The organism is Microbulbifer agarilyticus (genome assembly GCF_020171345.1).
Lineage (GTDB): Bacteria > Pseudomonadota > Gammaproteobacteria > Pseudomonadales > Cellvibrionaceae > Microbulbifer > Microbulbifer agarilyticus_D.
This window is the reverse complement of sequence record NZ_JAIUZM010000001.1, coordinates 1,328,479-1,344,175: the sequence shown is the minus strand read 5'-3', so window position 1 is coordinate 1,344,175 and position 15,697 is coordinate 1,328,479. Positions and strand designations below refer to the sequence as shown.

Annotated in this window: 12 protein-coding genes; 8 read left to right on the top strand and 4 right to left on the bottom strand. The window is 57.4% G+C overall.

The genetic code is table 11. The annotated features are described in order from the left end of the window. Positions 1-40 precede the first annotated feature (40 nt). From gyrB to dnaA, 4 genes are all read right to left on the bottom strand, one after another. Positions 41-2,461, bottom strand: coding sequence for a DNA topoisomerase (ATP-hydrolyzing) subunit B (gene gyrB / locus LCM31_RS05630; protein WP_224868245.1), 2,421 nt, complete (start codon positions 2,459-2,461; stop codon positions 41-43). Positions 2,462-2,583: 122 nt separating this feature from the next. Then, positions 2,584-3,684, bottom strand: a complete 1,101-nt coding sequence (gene recF / locus LCM31_RS05625) for a DNA replication/repair protein RecF (protein WP_224868243.1) — start codon at positions 3,682-3,684, stop codon at positions 2,584-2,586. A gap of 133 nt (positions 3,685-3,817) precedes the next feature. Beyond that, positions 3,818-4,927 (bottom strand): DNA polymerase III subunit beta, encoded by a 1,110-nt coding sequence (gene dnaN, locus LCM31_RS05620; protein ID WP_224868241.1) that lies wholly within the window; start codon positions 4,925-4,927, stop codon positions 3,818-3,820. Positions 4,928-5,009: 82 nt separating this feature from the next. Further along, positions 5,010-6,740, bottom strand: coding sequence for a chromosomal replication initiator protein DnaA (dnaA, locus tag LCM31_RS05615; protein ID WP_224868239.1), 1,731 nt, complete (start codon positions 6,738-6,740; stop codon positions 5,010-5,012). 664 nt (positions 6,741-7,404) lie between these two features. Between dnaA and rpmH the strand changes: the two genes are divergently transcribed. The 8 genes from rpmH (at position 7,405) to LCM31_RS05575 (ending at position 15,692) form a co-directional block, all read left to right on the top strand. Continuing rightward, positions 7,405-7,539, top strand: coding sequence for a 50S ribosomal protein L34 (gene rpmH / locus LCM31_RS05610; RefSeq protein ID WP_043319858.1), 135 nt, complete (start codon positions 7,405-7,407; stop codon positions 7,537-7,539). Positions 7,540-7,583: 44 nt separating this feature from the next. Next, a complete protein-coding gene (gene rnpA, locus LCM31_RS05605) occupies positions 7,584-8,087 on the top strand; it encodes a ribonuclease P protein component (RefSeq protein ID WP_404804161.1) in 504 nt (167 codons plus the stop codon). Then, the gene (gene yidD, locus LCM31_RS05600) at positions 8,084-8,353 is read left to right on the top strand and encodes a membrane protein insertion efficiency factor YidD (protein ID WP_224868237.1); all 270 of its coding nucleotides are present in this window, start codon (positions 8,084-8,086) and stop codon (positions 8,351-8,353) included. The genes rnpA and yidD overlap by 4 nt, the downstream gene beginning before the upstream one ends. A gap of 7 nt (positions 8,354-8,360) precedes the next feature. Then, on the top strand, positions 8,361-10,016 hold the full coding sequence (gene yidC, locus LCM31_RS05595; protein ID WP_222248053.1) for a membrane protein insertase YidC: 1,656 nt from the start codon (positions 8,361-8,363) through the stop codon (positions 10,014-10,016). A 114-nt stretch (positions 10,017-10,130) separates the two neighbouring features. Beyond that, a complete protein-coding gene (gene mnmE / locus LCM31_RS05590) occupies positions 10,131-11,504 on the top strand; it encodes a tRNA uridine-5-carboxymethylaminomethyl(34) synthesis GTPase MnmE (RefSeq protein WP_224868235.1) in 1,374 nt (457 codons plus the stop codon). Positions 11,505-12,150: 646 nt separating this feature from the next. After that, positions 12,151-14,040: a tRNA uridine-5-carboxymethylaminomethyl(34) synthesis enzyme MnmG gene (mnmG, locus tag LCM31_RS05585; RefSeq protein WP_224868233.1), complete on the top strand. Its 1,890-nt coding sequence runs from the start codon at positions 12,151-12,153 to the stop codon at positions 14,038-14,040. A 4-nt stretch (positions 14,041-14,044) separates the two neighbouring features. Then, a complete protein-coding gene (gene rsmG / locus LCM31_RS05580) occupies positions 14,045-14,689 on the top strand; it encodes a 16S rRNA (guanine(527)-N(7))-methyltransferase RsmG (protein WP_224868231.1) in 645 nt (214 codons plus the stop codon). Between the two features lie 184 nt (positions 14,690-14,873). Next, a complete protein-coding gene (locus LCM31_RS05575) occupies positions 14,874-15,692 on the top strand; it encodes a ParA family protein (RefSeq protein ID WP_224868229.1) in 819 nt (272 codons plus the stop codon). The last annotated feature ends 5 nt before the right edge of the window (positions 15,693-15,697 follow it).

Genomic DNA, 15,697 nt, shown 5'->3' with positions numbered 1-15,697 from the left:
GAACGGGCTTTTGATTGTGAGATTAGCAGTAGGGGTGACCTTAAACGTCCAGGTTCTCCACCGCCAGTGCGTTACTCTCGATAAACTCGCGACGCGGCTCTACCTGATCGCCCATCAGTGTGGTGAAAATCTGGTCGGCAGCGATGGCGTCTTCCACGGTCACCTGAAGCATACGGCGGGTTTCCGGGTTCATGGTGGTTTCCCACAACTGTTCCGGGTTCATTTCGCCCAGACCTTTATAGCGCTGGATGCTGTAACCGCGACGGCTCTCATTCATTAACCAGGCCAGCGCTTCCGGGAAGCTGTATACCGGCTGCTGTTTCTCGCCGCGCTGGATGTAAGCCCCCTCCTCCAGCAAGCCCTGCAGCTTTTCGCCGAGCTGGCAGATGGCGCGGTATTCCGCCGATTCGAAAAACTCGTGGTTAACGGTATAGCTGCTGCTTACGCCATGGGCAACGATATCGATGGTTGGCAGGAACAGATTGCGCTCCTGGTCTTCCGTTACGCTAACGCTGTGGCGGCGGCCGCCACCCTCGCCTTCCTGCTCCAGACGGGTCTGCAGCTGGTTAGCCCACTCGGCCATAGCCTCGCTCGACTGAAGCTGTTCTGGCTTTACTGCCGGCAGGTAAACCATGCTCTGCAGCACTTCTTCCGGATACAGGCGCGACAGGCGGTCGATGGTCGCCATTACGCCGCGGTACTCTTTGACCAGGGATTCGAGTGCGGTACCGGACAGGCCTGGAGCTTGCGGGTTTACAAATAAAGTGGCGCTTTCCAGAGCCGCGTTGGTCAGGAACTGGGTCAGGGCAGCCTCATCCTTCAGGTACTGTTCCTGTTTGCCCTTACCAATCTTGTACAGTGGTGGCTGGGCAATAAAGATGTGTCCGCGCTCAATCAGCTCCGGCATTTGACGGAAGAAGAAGGTGAGCAGTAGCGTACGAATGTGGGCACCGTCCACGTCCGCATCCGTCATGATAATGATGGAGTGGTAGCGCAGTTTGTCCGGATTGAATTCACTTTTACCAATACCGCAACCCAGTGCGGTAATCAGAGTGCCGACCTCGGCACTGGACAGCATCTTGTCGAAGCGTGCTTTTTCGACGTTGAGGATCTTACCTTTCAGCGGCAGGATCGCCTGGGTACGGCGGTCGCGGCCCTGCTTCGCAGAACCACCCGCGGAGTCACCCTCCACCAAGTAGAGTTCGGACAGCGCGGGATCTTTCTGCTGACAGTCGGCCAGCTTGCCGGGCAAGCCAGCGATATCCAGGGCACCCTTGCGGCGGGTCATCTCGCGTGCTTTGCGCGCCGCTTCCCGGGCGCGGGCCGCGTCGATCATTTTACCGACAACTGCCTTGGCTTCCTGCGGGTTCTCCAGCAGGTAATCGTTAAAAGACTGCCCCATTTCCTGCTCGACCGCCGGCTTCACTTCGGAAGACACCAGCTTGTCTTTAGTCTGGGAGGAGAATTTAGGATCAGGTACTTTTACCGAGATAATGGCAGTCAAACCTTCCCGCGCGTCATCGCCGGTGGTGCTGACTTTGTCTTTTTTACCGACGCCTTCTTTCTCAATGTAACTGTTAAGTCCGCGGGTAAGCGCTGCACGGAAGCCAGCCAGGTGGGTACCGCCGTCTTTCTGGGGAATATTGTTGGTGTAGCAGTAGATATTTTCCTGGAAGGAGTCGTTCCACTGCAGGGCAACTTCTACCGCGATACCGTCTTCACGCTGGTTCTGGAAGTGCAGGACCTTGTTGATCGGCGTCTTATTCTGGTTCAGGAACTCCACAAAGGCGTGTAGGCCGCCCTCGTACTCATATACTTCTTCTTTGCCGCTGCGCTCGTCACGCAGGACGATACGTACCCCGGAGTTCAGGAAGGAGAGCTCGCGCAGGCGCTTGGCGAGCTGCTCGAAATGGAATTCGATATTAGTGAAGGTGTCCGCAGAGGGCTTGAAGTGTACGGTGGTGCCGCTGGTTTCACTGTCGCCAACAACGGTCAGGGGCGCATCGGGTACGCCGTGGCGATAGACCTGCTCGTGGATTTTGCCACCACGGCGAATGGTCAGTTTCAGCTCTTCAGACAGTGCATTTACCACCGAAACACCAACACCGTGCAGCCCACCAGATACCTTGTAGGTGTTATCGTCGAACTTACCACCGGCGTGCAGTACCGTCATGATTACTTCAGCGGCAGAAACACCCTCTTCCGGGTGTATTTCGGTAGGAATACCACGGCCATTATCGGAAACACTGACCGACTCGTCCGGGTGAATGGTCACTCGGATTTCGTCACAGTGCCCGGCAAGGGCCTCATCAATGGAGTTATCGACCACCTCGAATACCATATGGTGGAGGCCGGTGCCGTCGTCGGTATCGCCGATATACATTCCCGGGCGCTTGCGCACCGCATCCAGGCCCTTCAGTACCTTGATGCTACTGGAATCGTAGTTATTCTCTTCCGACATTCTGTTGCTCCATTCCGCCGGCACGGTAAGTGTGCGGCCTAATCTCTTCTAGAAATAAATGCGTTTTTGTTTTCCGGGCGTCCGCCAGCAAAGGCAAACGCCGAAGTTCGAACTCTTAACAGCTAACCGCTTAAATCAAAGTCTTCGACACGACCATGTTCCACGTGGAACATCTGTGGGCTACCCCAAGCGCCGTCGAGCGTCTTCCAAGCCCGCTGTGTCGTCTCTGGGTCAATACCAGTGACAAGTACTTGGCTGGCCGTATCACGCACCCAGCGGGCAAACAGAGCCTGATTGGCATCATCTAGCTCCGCAGGTAAATCATCCACCAAAAACAATGGTTTTTCTGAGCCACCCACCGTCGCAGCCATGGCAGTACGCAGTGCGCACACCGCCATCTTTTGTTGGCCACGGGACAACACGGCTTCCGCCGGCTGCCCGTTGATGCTGAACCGAAGGTCGGCGCGATGGGGTCCAATGCGGCTAAAACCCTGTTCGCAATCACCAGATCGAGATGACTCAAGGGCCTCTGCCAGACTCAATTCGCGCTTCCAGCCGCTGCGATACTGAACATCCAGATCGCCAAAAACGTCCCGGGGCAATTCATCAAGGCGCTCCTTAAAAAGGACCTTCAGCCTCTGAAAGACCTCATAGCGACCCTGATGAACCACCTCCCCCGCGGACAAGAGCTGTTGCTCCCAAGGGGCCAGCAAATTCGAGTCAATTTTACCACGACGGAGCAGTGCATTGCGCTGCTTTAGCGCGCTTTGGTACACCTTCCACTGCCCGGAAAACGAATGTTCCACGTGGAACACTGTCCAGTCCAGCAACTGCCGGCGCACCCCGGGACCACCGTCCAGCGCAGAAAAACTGTCGCTATTAATTACCTGCAGCGGCAGGCATGCTGCAAGCTCCGAGCTGGAGCTGGCGGGCAATTGGTTGATACGTATGCGTCCCTTACCATCCCGCAGCTTCTCAACACCCAGCGCGACGCCACTGCGCAAGCGACCGAACACCGCGAGCGATTCCGCACCATAGCGGATGAGTGATTGACTCTGTCGCGAACGAAAAGAGCGACCGCTAGCCAGCGTATGCACTGCTTCCAACAACGAAGTCTTGCCGCTGCCATTCGCACCGCAAAACAGGTGCACGACACCATCCAACACCACGTCAGCGTGCTGGATATTGCGAAAATTTGTGAGAACTACACGAGATAGCGCCACACTCACACCCAAAATAGCGAACTACAGATACGAAAAGACCGCCGGCCCCAGGGGGTGGCGGTCTCCAGCGACAAAGTGCGTAACCAGCTCAATTACAACACTCTCGACAAGCGAACTACTGACATACCGTTGCTTACAGACGCATCGGCATAATCACATACACCGCATCGCCCTCTTCCGGCTGCTGCAGCAACGCACTGCTATTCGCGTCGCCGAGGCCAATACGAATCTGATCGCTGTGGATGGCGCCGGTAACGTCCAGCAAATAGCCGACGTTGAAACCAATCTCCAGCGGATCGCCGTGGTAGTCGACCATCAGCTGCTCCTCAGCCTCTTCCTGCTCCGGGTTATTCGCCACAATCTGCAACAAACCCTCGGATAACTGCAGGCGTACACCGCGATACTTTTCGTTGGAGAGAATCGCTGCGCGCTGGAATGCTTGGCGCAATGCCAGACGGTCGGCAAACACTTGATTACCGGTACCACGCGGCAAAACGCGCTCGTAATCGGGGAACTTGCCATCAACAAGCTTCGACGTGAAGGTAAACTGTCCGCAAACCACACGAATATGGTTATTCCCCAGCACTACCTCGGCACTCGCGTCGGAATCCTCCAGCAGGCGGGCAAGCTCAAGCACCCCTTTACGCGGAACAATTGCCTGAATCGGCGCATCAACATTAAGGCCCGGCGCATCGCGATCACACAGGGCCAGACGATGGCCATCGGTAGCCACCGCGCGCAACTGCTGCGGGCGACACTCCAACAACAAACCATTCAGGTAGTAGCGAACATCCTGCTGCGCCATGGCAAAGCCGGTGGCATCAATCAGGCGGCGAATCTCACGCTGCGAGATTGAGAAACGACTCTGTGCGGTGGTTTCTTCCTGATTCGGGAAGTCACTGGCGGGCAGCGTAGACAACTGATAACGACTGCGGCCACTGCGCAGCACCAGGCGCTCACCATCGCGCTCAAACTTTAGCTCCGCGCCGTCGGGCAGCGAACGACAGATATCGAGCAGCTTGCGTGCCGGAACGGTTACCTCACCCTCCATCTCGGCCGGCTGCTCGAGTTGCAGGCGACCAACAATCTCTACTTCCAGGTCGGTACCGGTTAGCGACAGCTCCTGCCCTTGCAGTTGCATCAGTACATTCGCCAGTACCGGCAGTGTCTGACGCTTTTCTACCACACCCGCAACAAGTTGCAGTGGTTTTACCAGGGCATCACGGCTCACGCTGAATTTCATAATTATTGCCTTGATCTACGTTAGGTCGTTTTTATCCTACCGCTATCACGAGCAGTAGTAAAAATTATTAAATATCAAACAGTTAGGTGGTTAAAGAGCGCGTTAGCAGACGTACGTCTTCGCGAATATCACCATCGGATTCCTGCAGCTCCTTGATCTTGCGACAGGCGTGCAACACGGTGGTGTGATCGCGGCCGCCAAAGGCATCGCCAATCTCAGGGAGACTGTGGTTGGTCAATTCCTTGGCCAGTGCCATAGCCACCTGACGGGGGCGCGCTACGGAGCGACTGCGGCGCTTGGAAAGCAAGTCCGCCACCTTGATCTTGTAATACTCCGCCACCACGCGCTGGATATTATCGATGCTTACCAGGCGGTCCTGCAGCGCCAGCAGATCTTTAAGCGCCTCGCGTACCAGAATATCGTCGATAGCACGACCGGTGAACTGAGCGTTGGCAATCACCCGGCGCAATGCACCCTCAAGCTCACGTACATTGGAACGAATACGCTGCGCAATAAAGAACGCTGAATCCGGCGGTAACTCCACACCCACCTGCTCGGCCTTCTTCATCAAAATCGCCACACGGGTTTCCAGCTCTGGCGGCTCAACCGCTACGGTAAGCCCCCAGCCGAATCGCGACTTGAGCCGCTCTTCCAGGCCGTCGATCTCTTTCGGATAGCGATCACAGGTCAGAATGATCTGCTGACCACCCTCAAGCAGTGCGTTGAAGGTATGGAAAAACTCTTCCTGCGAGCGCTCTTTGCCGGCGAAAAACTGGATATCGTCGATCAACAACGCATCCACGGAACGGTAATAGCGTTTGAAATCACTGATCGCGTTCAGCTGTAACGCCTTCACCATATCCGCTACAAAGCGCTCGGAGTGCAAATACACAACCTTGGCATTGGGGTTGCGCTCAACCAATGCGTTGCCTACGGCATGCATCAGGTGCGTCTTACCCAGACCAACACCACCGTAGATAAACAGTGGGTTATAGGCACCACCGGGGTTATCGGCAATCTGCTGTGCCGCAGCCAAACCCAACTGGTTCGACTTACCCTCAACAAAGGAGGCAAAAGTGAAACCGCGATTCAGCGCACTTCCGTGCTTGATCGCCCCTTCGACTTCCACCTTACGCTGACCACCGGCCCCTGCGGGTAAACCGCTTGGCACGACTTCACCGTTATGTAGATCCGCCGGCAACTTCTCTGCCGCACTCAATGCGTCCGCGCCAGCAGCTTCCGCTGCCAGGTTCTCATGGGAATCCATGCCCGGCAGTGAACGATTAATCGGCAACGGCGCCGGTGCGGGAGAAACGGGCAACGGGGAACGCGCCACTTCTGGCGTAGAGAAACTTGCTGGTGCTGCCTCCGCGGAACTCGCCGCCGGAGCGCTGGCAACCGCCGCGTGCCCAGGCTGTACACCTGACTGCGCTACGTTGTTCGCTACAACGTTGGACGCGCCGCCGTAGCCCTGATCAACACGCCCATGCCCGCTATTCTGCTGATAACCGGAATAAGCGCTATCACCAGTGAGGCTGCGACGGAAGCGGGACGTGCGACGATCAAGCGCCACCACTTCGACGCCGATCACGCGACCGGCAAACTGCTGCGCCAACTCGCGAATACGGTCGAGAAATTTGTCGCTTACCCAATTGAGAATAAAACGGTTGGGCGCCACCAGACGCAGCTCGCCTTCAGCGCTCTCAGCACCGGCATCCGCGACGCGCAGCGGCCGAATCCAGGTATTGAACTGCTGTGGTGGCAATTCATCCTGCAAACAGGCAGCACACTGCTTCCAGATGGAATCAGACAAGGAACCCCCTAAGAAAGACAAATTGAGGTACAACTGCGCCCGCCAATACCGGCCACACTATCGCTGTGGACCGCCCCCAAGAAACGCGGGCATCACCTCAAATGAAGGCCGACAGTATATCGGTTGGGCGTCGGGTTATCCACAACTCCACCACATTTGGGGACAAGTTTTTGGTAAGAAAGACTAGTAATATCAACCACTTGACTACAAATTGAGCGAACCTCCAACAACTACCACCTTAAGTTATCCACAACAACTTGTGAGTATCTTGGGGTCAAACAGTGAACTCTCGAAAATAGTGCAGACAATACAGGGACTTACCTGGTTGGCGCGCAATTCACCCAATGAACAAGGACAAAACGCTTTGCTCCCAGCGCCGTGCACACTACTTATATAAAAGGAAACAACACTCGACCTCATGTATTGGGCACAAGCCGCGCGAACGCAGATTCACTCGCCAAGATTCCATTGCGTCACTCAGGAATCGTTGCTTTAACTGGCTTCTTTCTATACAATCCGCCGCCTTCGCAGCGCATAGCCCGCGATAACCTTTGCCCGGTTCGCAAGACTTGGCACACCGCTAACGGGCTATAGCCAAGCGCGGTAAAGAATTACCCAAACTTCCCGGACACGACTCCAGGACAACAATCCAGGTAGTAACAAAATGAAACGTACATTTCAGCCCAGCAACTTGAAGCGCGCACGTACCCACGGTTTCCGTGCTCGTATGGCAACCAAAAACGGCCGTAAAATCCTGGCCCGTCGTCGCGCCAAGGGCCGCAAGGTTCTGTGCGCCTAAGATTGCCGCCTAGCGAGCAACCTTATACTTGCCACTGAATCATCATGCAGTGTTCACGCAGCGACTTCGCATTCGCCAAGCCGCTGCGGCTGCTCAATGCGGCGCACTATCGCGCCGTATTTGATTCCGCTCCGGTTCGCGCAGCGCAACCGCAATTCCTGATCCTCGCCCGCCCGAACGAGCTGTCTCACCCAAGGCTCGGTCTCGTTATTGCTAAAAAGCACGTCCGCAACGCCACCGATCGCAATCGTATTAAACGTATTGCCCGTGAAACATTTCGTCTGCGCCAGAATGATCTGTTCCCGCTCGACGCCGTGGTACTCGCCCGCGCAGGTGCCGGCGAACTGGATAATGCGGCTCTCGCCAAGATATTCAATAAACTGTGGCGCAAGCTCGACCAACGCGCGCGCAACCCGCAGCCCGAGCAACCGGGACCAAAGCGCGGCTCGAGGGGCGGTAAACGGCCCCCGCGACGCAAACCGGCTGCCAACAAGGGCGGCCAGACTGCACCGCAAGAAAGCGATAGCGGCGGCGAGAAAACCCCATGACCTGGTTGGCTATCCGACTGATCAAGTTGTACCGCCTCATCGCCAGTCCGTGGGTTGGCAACCAGTGCCGCTTCTACCCCACTTGCTCCTGTTATGCCGAAGAAGCATTTAAAACTCACGGATTCTGCAAAGGGGGTTATTTAACCCTGCGCCGCCTTATAAAATGCCACCCCTGGCATCCGGGTGGATTCGATTACGTACCACCGGCGCAACAAGCAACCGAAACACCGGCGAACAATAGAACGCCGCCAACGCAACAAGGCTAACGACATAATGGATTGGCAACGCTACACGCTGGTCGGCGGCATCGCCGCTGTCCTTCTGGCACTGATTTACCAGTGGAACGCTTTCCAGGAGCAACACGCCCCGGCGATCGACCAGACAACCGTGGTGAACCACCAGAACACCGATACGGAAACCCTTCCCAGCAGTCAGGCCCAGTCCACCGCCGGCAGCGATCTTCCTGAAGGCAGTATCCCGGAAGTTGGCACTACCACGCAGCCTAAATTGATCAGCGTCGAGACCGACACTCTGAGCCTGCTGATCGACCCACAGGGTGGCGACATTGTGAAAGTCGCACTGCGCCAGTTCCATGAAGAACTGAATACCCCAGATCGCCCGCTGATTCTGCTCAACCAGACCCGCAGCCATACCTATATTGCGCGCAGCGGCCTGGTCGGCGGTAAAGGCAGCTGCTCCGCCGCACGCCCGGCGTTCACCAGCGATGCCAGCGAGTACGCGCTGCAGGAAGGTAAAGACACCCTCACGGTAGAGCTTAAGCAATCCCAGAACGGCATTGGCTTCACCAAACGCTTTACCTTTACCCGCGGCGATTACCTGATCAACGTTGCCTACCTGGTGGACAACGGCCGCGACAAACCGCTGCTTGCTGGCATGTGTGGCGAGATTATCCGCGACGCCCAGGAGCCGCCGGTCGACATGGGTATCGGCATGGCACCATTCCTTGGCGCCGCCCTGCACACCAGCGAAGAGAACTACTTCAAGCAGGATTTCGAAGACATCGCCAAGCGCCCGACCACCGAAACCATTCAGGGTGGCTGGGTTGCCATGGTGCAGCACTATTTCCTCAGTGCCTGGATTCCAAACCAGCAAGACCTCAACACCTTTACCCTGGCGCCCATCGGCAACGGTCTGTTCAGCATGGGCTTCACCAGCCCACAGCTGCGCATCGAACCGGGCCAGCAGGGTACGGTGGCCGCCGACTTCTATGTCGGTCCAAAAGATGTATACCGTCTGGAAGAGATTTCCCCCTACCTGGACCTGACCGTGGATTACGGCTGGTTGTGGTGGCTGGCCAAGCCCATGTTCCGCGTACTGCACTGGATTCATGAGCACCTGGTCGCCAACTGGGGCTGGGCAATTATCCTGCTGACCGTATTTATCAAGGCGCTGCTCTATCCGCTGTCTGCCGCTGGCCTCAAGTCCATGGCACGCATGCGCAAATTCGCCCCGCAGATGAAAAAGCTGCAGGAGCAGTACAAGGACAACCGCCAGAAGCTCGCCGAAGAAACCATGAAGCTGTACCGCCGGGAGAAGATCAATCCCGTGGGTGGCTGCTTGCCGATCCTACTGCAGATGCCGGTGTTTATCGGCCTCTACTGGATGCTGATGGAAACCGTGGAACTGCGCCACGCACCCTGGATCGGCTGGATTCACGACCTGTCGGTTAAAGACCCCTACTTCATCCTGCCGGTGATTATGGGTGCCAGTATGTGGCTTATGCAGAAGCTGCAGCCGCAGCCCACCGATCCCACCCAGGCGAAGATCATGCAGCTGATGCCGATCATGATGACCTTCTTCTTCTTGTGGTTCCCGGCCGGACTGGTTCTGTACTGGATCGCGAACAACCTGATCTCGATTGCACAGACCTGGTTTATCAACAAACAGGTCGAATCCGCAGACAAGTAGTTTGCGTGATCGTGACATCCAGAAGGGCCGCTACTAGCGGCCCTTCTTGTTGGTGAACCCCATGGCGCAGCCTGTTCGTTAAGCCCGTTGTTGAAAGTCGGATAAACTCAAACTATGTCCCTGCAAAGCCTCAGCAAAGACACCATTGCCGCCGTCGCCACCCCACCGGGCCGTGGCGGTATCGGCGTGATCCGCCTGTCCGGGCCAGACGCACGCAAGATCGGCGAGCAGCTGTGTAACAAAGCCTTCAAACCCCGCTTTGCCCACTACTGTGATTTCACCCATCAGAAGCAACTCCTCGACCAGGGACTGGCGCTCTACTTCCCCGGACCCAACTCCTTCACCGGTGAGGATGTGGTGGAACTGCAGGGCCATGGAGGCCCGGTAATTCTCGATACGCTGCTTGCCGCACTTATCGATATGGGCGCCCGCCAGGCACGTCCCGGCGAGTTTTCTGAGCGCGCATTTCTCAACGACAAGCTCGATCTGGCCCAGGCAGAAGCCATTGCCGACCTGATTGACGCCGGAACGGCCCAGGCCGCGCAAAACGCGCTGCGCTCGCTGCAGGGAGTATTCTCCGAAAAAATCGAAGATTTAGCGGAAAAACTGACGCATTTGCGCATCTATGTCGAAGCTGCGATTGATTTTCCTGAAGAAGAAATCGATTTTCTCGCCGATGGCAAAGTTGCCGCCGATATTGAGGCGCTGTTGGCCCAACTGGACAGCGTGGAAGCGGAAGCGCGCCAGGGTGCGATCATGCGCGAGGGAATGCAGATGGCCATCGCCGGTAAACCCAACGCGGGCAAGTCCAGCCTGTTGAATGCACTGGCTGGCAAAGACACGGCCATCGTCACCGACATCGCCGGCACCACCCGCGATGTGTTGCGGGAGCATATCCACATCGATGGCATGCCCCTGCATATCGCCGACACCGCCGGCTTGCGAGAATCCCCGGACCAGGTCGAACAGATTGGCATGCAGCGCGCCTGGGATGAGATTCACAGCGCCGATCGCGTACTGCTGGTGGTGGATGCTGCAGAAGTCACCAGCCTGGACCCGGAGCAGGCCTGGCCGGAATTCACCGCGCAACTGCCGGACCCAGACAAACTGACCCTTGTGGTCAACAAACTCGATCTCACCGACTACACCGCCGGACTACAAGCCCACAGCGACGGGGTACCGGTGGTCGCGATCAGCGCCAAAACTGGTGCGGGGATTGATGCACTGCGCGATCACCTAAAGCAGTGCATGGGATATCAGTCCGGGAACGAAGGAAGTTTCAGTGCGCGCCGCCGTCACCTCGACGCCCTGGCTCAGGCGCGCGCGTTTATCACCGCCGGGCAGGCGCAACTCAATGCCAGCGGTGCCGGCGAATTGCTGGCGGAAGATCTGCGCCAGGCGCAACAATCACTGGGTGAAATCACCGGCGCCATGACCGCCGACGAACTGCTGGGCAAAATTTTCGGCAGCTTTTGTATCGGCAAATAAAAACCCACGACACATCGATGGAAACGATCCAGACAAAAGGCGAAGAACGCGCTCGAGGCATCTGCAAGCGTTGACGCAAACTTTTCTACAGGCTCTCCCCGAGCAAACCACAAGAGTTGCGCACACAAACTCACAGAGTTATCCAGATAGACCACCTATCCAGATCGCTCACACAAGCTTTTATCCCGTTAAACCACAGACTTATGCACACAACAACGAAAAGAGAGACGCCTCACCGCGAAGTGTGGATAAAAACAGTGGAAAAGTGAGGGGAAGCCGGTACGCAAATGGGGACAAATCAACGAATCGGCTCAAACCCCCTGACTTATCCCACTCGTCCACAATGCCATACCGCGGTTTTACCCCGCTAAAAGCAAGGGTTTACAGGGTAGTTATCATGCCCGTAACCAACTGTTTTTAAACGATTTTTCATACTTATACGTAAAAAACACTACCCTATATAACTACATTAAACATAAACACATACATACACATAAGATATGTATAACTTTATTTAAATAGATATAAGAAAGCGCAAAATGAAATTTCAAAATGCCGCTTTTTTGCACAGCTCAAGGCGCCTATAATGTGCGGCCGATTTTTACCGTGACCTGTCAGCGGCAAAGCTGACACCAGAGCTGAACCTATGGATTACCCCACGCAATATGATGTGATCGTGATTGGCGGCGGACATGCCGGCACCGAGGCGTGCCTGGCATCTGCGCGCATGGGGAGTCGCACCCTGCTGTTGACCCACAACATCGAAACGCTCGGGCAAATGTCGTGTAACCCGGCTATTGGCGGCATCGGTAAAAGCCATCTGGTGAAAGAAGTGGACGCCCTCGGCGGCGCCATGGCCACCGCCACAGATCTCGGTGGCATCCAGTTCCGTGTTTTGAATGCCCGCAAAGGCCCTGCAGTACGGGCCACCCGCGCCCAGGCAGACCGCGCGCTGTACAAGGCGGCGATTCGCAATATCCTCGAGAATCAGCCCAACCTGGACATCTTCCAGCAGGCGGCCGATGACCTGATCGTCGACAACGACCGGGTGACCGGCGTGGTAACCAATGCCGGCCTGCGCTTTCACGGCAAAACCGTGGTCATAACCGCCGGTACCTTTCTCGGTGGACGCATTCATATCGGCCTGGACAACCACGCCGGTGGCCGTGCTGGCGACCCGCCCTCCATTGCCCTTGCCGAGCGCCTGCGTGCGCTGCCTTTCCGCGTTGAGCGCCTGAAAACCGGCACCCCGCCGCGTATCGACGCGCGCTCCGTGGACTTCTCGGGCCTGGAAGAACAGTGGGGCGACGAGCCGCTGCCGGTCATGTCCTATTTGGGCAACCGCGCCCAGCATCCGCAACAGGTGTGCTGCTGGATCACCCACACCAACGAGCAGACCCACGACATCATCCGTGGTGGTCTGGACCGCTCACCCATGTATTCCGGGGTGATCGAAGGTATAGGCCCGCGTTACTGCCCGTCCATCGAGGACAAGGTGCACCGCTTCGCCGACAAGGACAGCCACCAGATCTTTATCGAGCCCGAAGGGCTCACCACCAACGAGCTCTACCCCAATGGCATCTCCACCAGCCTGCCGTTTGATGTGCAGATGAATCTGGTGCGCTCCATCAAGGGCTTTGAGAGTGCGCATATCACCCGCCCGGGCTATGCCATCGAATACGATTTCTTTGATCCGCGCGACCTGCTGCCGTCACTGGAAACCAAGTTTATTGCCGGTCTGTTCTTCGCCGGCCAGATCAACGGCACCACCGGTTACGAAGAAGCTGCCGCTCAGGGCTTGCTGGCTGGCGCCAATGCCGCGCTGCAGGCGCAGGACAAGGACGCCTGGTCACCGCGCCGCGATGAAGCCTATCTCGGTGTGTTGGTGGACGATCTGATCACCAGCGGCACCAAAGAACCCTACCGCATGTTCACCAGCCGCGCGGAATACCGCCTGTTGCTCCGCGAAGACAATGCGGACCTGCGTTTGACCGAAAAGGGGCGTGAGCTGGGGCTGGTGGATGACACCCGCTGGCAGGCCTTCTGCGAAAAGCGTGAAGCCATTGCCCTCGAGCAGCAGCGCCTCAAGGAAACCTGGGTTCAGCCGGGTACCGATGCGGCCACCAGTGTGGAGCAAAAGCTGCCGCAGCCGCTGGCCCGCGAATACAGCCTGCAGGACCTGCTGAAGCGCCCGGAGCTGGAATACACGGATATCGCCAGTCTCAAAGGGGAAGCTGTCGCCGACGAGCGCGTCGCCGAGCAGGTGGAGATCTCCGCCAAGTACGCCGGTTACATCGATCGCCAGCGCGACGAAATTGAACGCCTGCAGGCGTACGAGGACACCCCGCTACCCGTGGATTTCGACTATGGCGCGGTATCCGGCCTCTCCAACGAGGTGGTGCAGAAGCTAACAGATGCGCGCCCCGACACCCTGGCGCGGGCCAGCCGCGTACCGGGCGTGACGCCGGCAGCGGTTTCGCTGTTGTTGATCCAGCTGAAGAAACGCGGACTGTTGACCCGCAAGAAGGCGGTTTGAGGTGATGGAGCAGTTTCGGCCCCGCCTGCAGCAGGCGGCAGATCAGTTACAGCTGGCGTTGACCGGTGAACAGCAGGACAAATTGCTGGCCTACCTCGACCTGTTTGCGCGCTGGAATGCCGCTTACAACCTGTCCGCCGTGCGCGACCCGGCGGAGATGCTTGAGCGGCATATCATCGACAGTCTGAGTGTGGTGAATCTGTGTGGTACCAGTCCCGCAGACCAGACCCCGCTGATCGATGTCGGCTCAGGTGGTGGCCTGCCCGGTATCCCGCTGGCGATCATCCACCCCGAGCGCCCCATCAGCCTGCTCGACAGCAATGGCAAAAAGTCGCGCTTTCAGTTTCAGGTGGCCAGCCAGCTCAAGCTCGCCAACATCAACGTGGTGAACCAGCGGGTGGAGGCCTACCAGCCGGAAAACCTCTACTCTGGCGTGGTTTCCAGGGCGTTTGCCTCCCTGCAGGATATGGTGCAGGGAAGTGAGCACTTGCTCGCCGCGGGCGGCCGCTTTTATGCGATGAAGGGCAAGATCCCCGAAGATGAGTTGAGCGCATTGCCAAAAGGCATTAAGGTCGAACAGATGCACCCATTGCGAGTACCGGGGTGCGACGCCGAGCGCCACCTGATCGTCCTTGTTCGCGAGGACTGAACCGCCAGCTCTGGCAATCCACTCCAATGCCGGGGTGGAACAAAAACAACTGAGATTAATACCAGTGCACCGGGCTGATGTTCGCGGGTGCGCTTTTGCTGCCGCGCCTCCCGGTCAAACCGGCCTAGCGGCGAGCCCGGGACGCCAGAGGAACTGCGTCAACGGGACCAACAGGACCAGAACCTTGAGCAAAATTTTTGCGGTAGCTAACCAGAAGGGCGGAGTCGGCAAGACCACAACCTGCGTCAACCTGTCCGCGTCACTTGTTGCCAACAAGCGACGCGTATTGCTGATTGACCTGGACCCCCAGGGCAACGCCACTATGGGCAGCGGCATCGACAAGAGCGAGTTGCAGCTGTCGAGCTACGACGTGCTGGCCAGCCTGCTGCCGCCGCGCAAGGCGATCGTGACAACCGCCAGTGGTTACGACCTGATGCCGGCGAACATAGACCTGTCCGCGGCGGAAGTGGAATTGCTGGAGATGGATGGCCGCGAATCCCGCCTGCGCCAGGCGCTCGTGCAGGTCGCTGATGATTACGACTACATCATCATCGATTGTCCGCCGTCGCTGAACATGCTCACCGTAAACGCTCTATGTGCCGCCGGCGGTGTATTGATCCCGATGCAGTGCGAATACTACGCGCTGGAAGGACTGTCCTCGCTGATCGATACCATTACCCAGGTCCAGCAGGCCGCCAACCCGAGCCTGAAGATCGAAGGCATCCTGCGCACCATGTTCGACCCGCGTAACAGCCTGACCAGTGATGTTTCCGAGCAGTTGAGTGAATACTTCGGTGAGCGTCTGTACCGCACCTGCATACCGCGCAATGTGCGTCTTGCGGAAGCCCCGAGTTTTGGCAAGCCCGCACTGGACTACGACCGCAGCTCCAAAGGCGCCATCGCCTACCTTGCCCTCGCCGGTGAGATTACCCGCCGCGACACCGCGGCAAACCAAAATAGCAACCAGAACAGTGGACCACGCCCGGTAGCGGAAGCGGTTTAAGACTG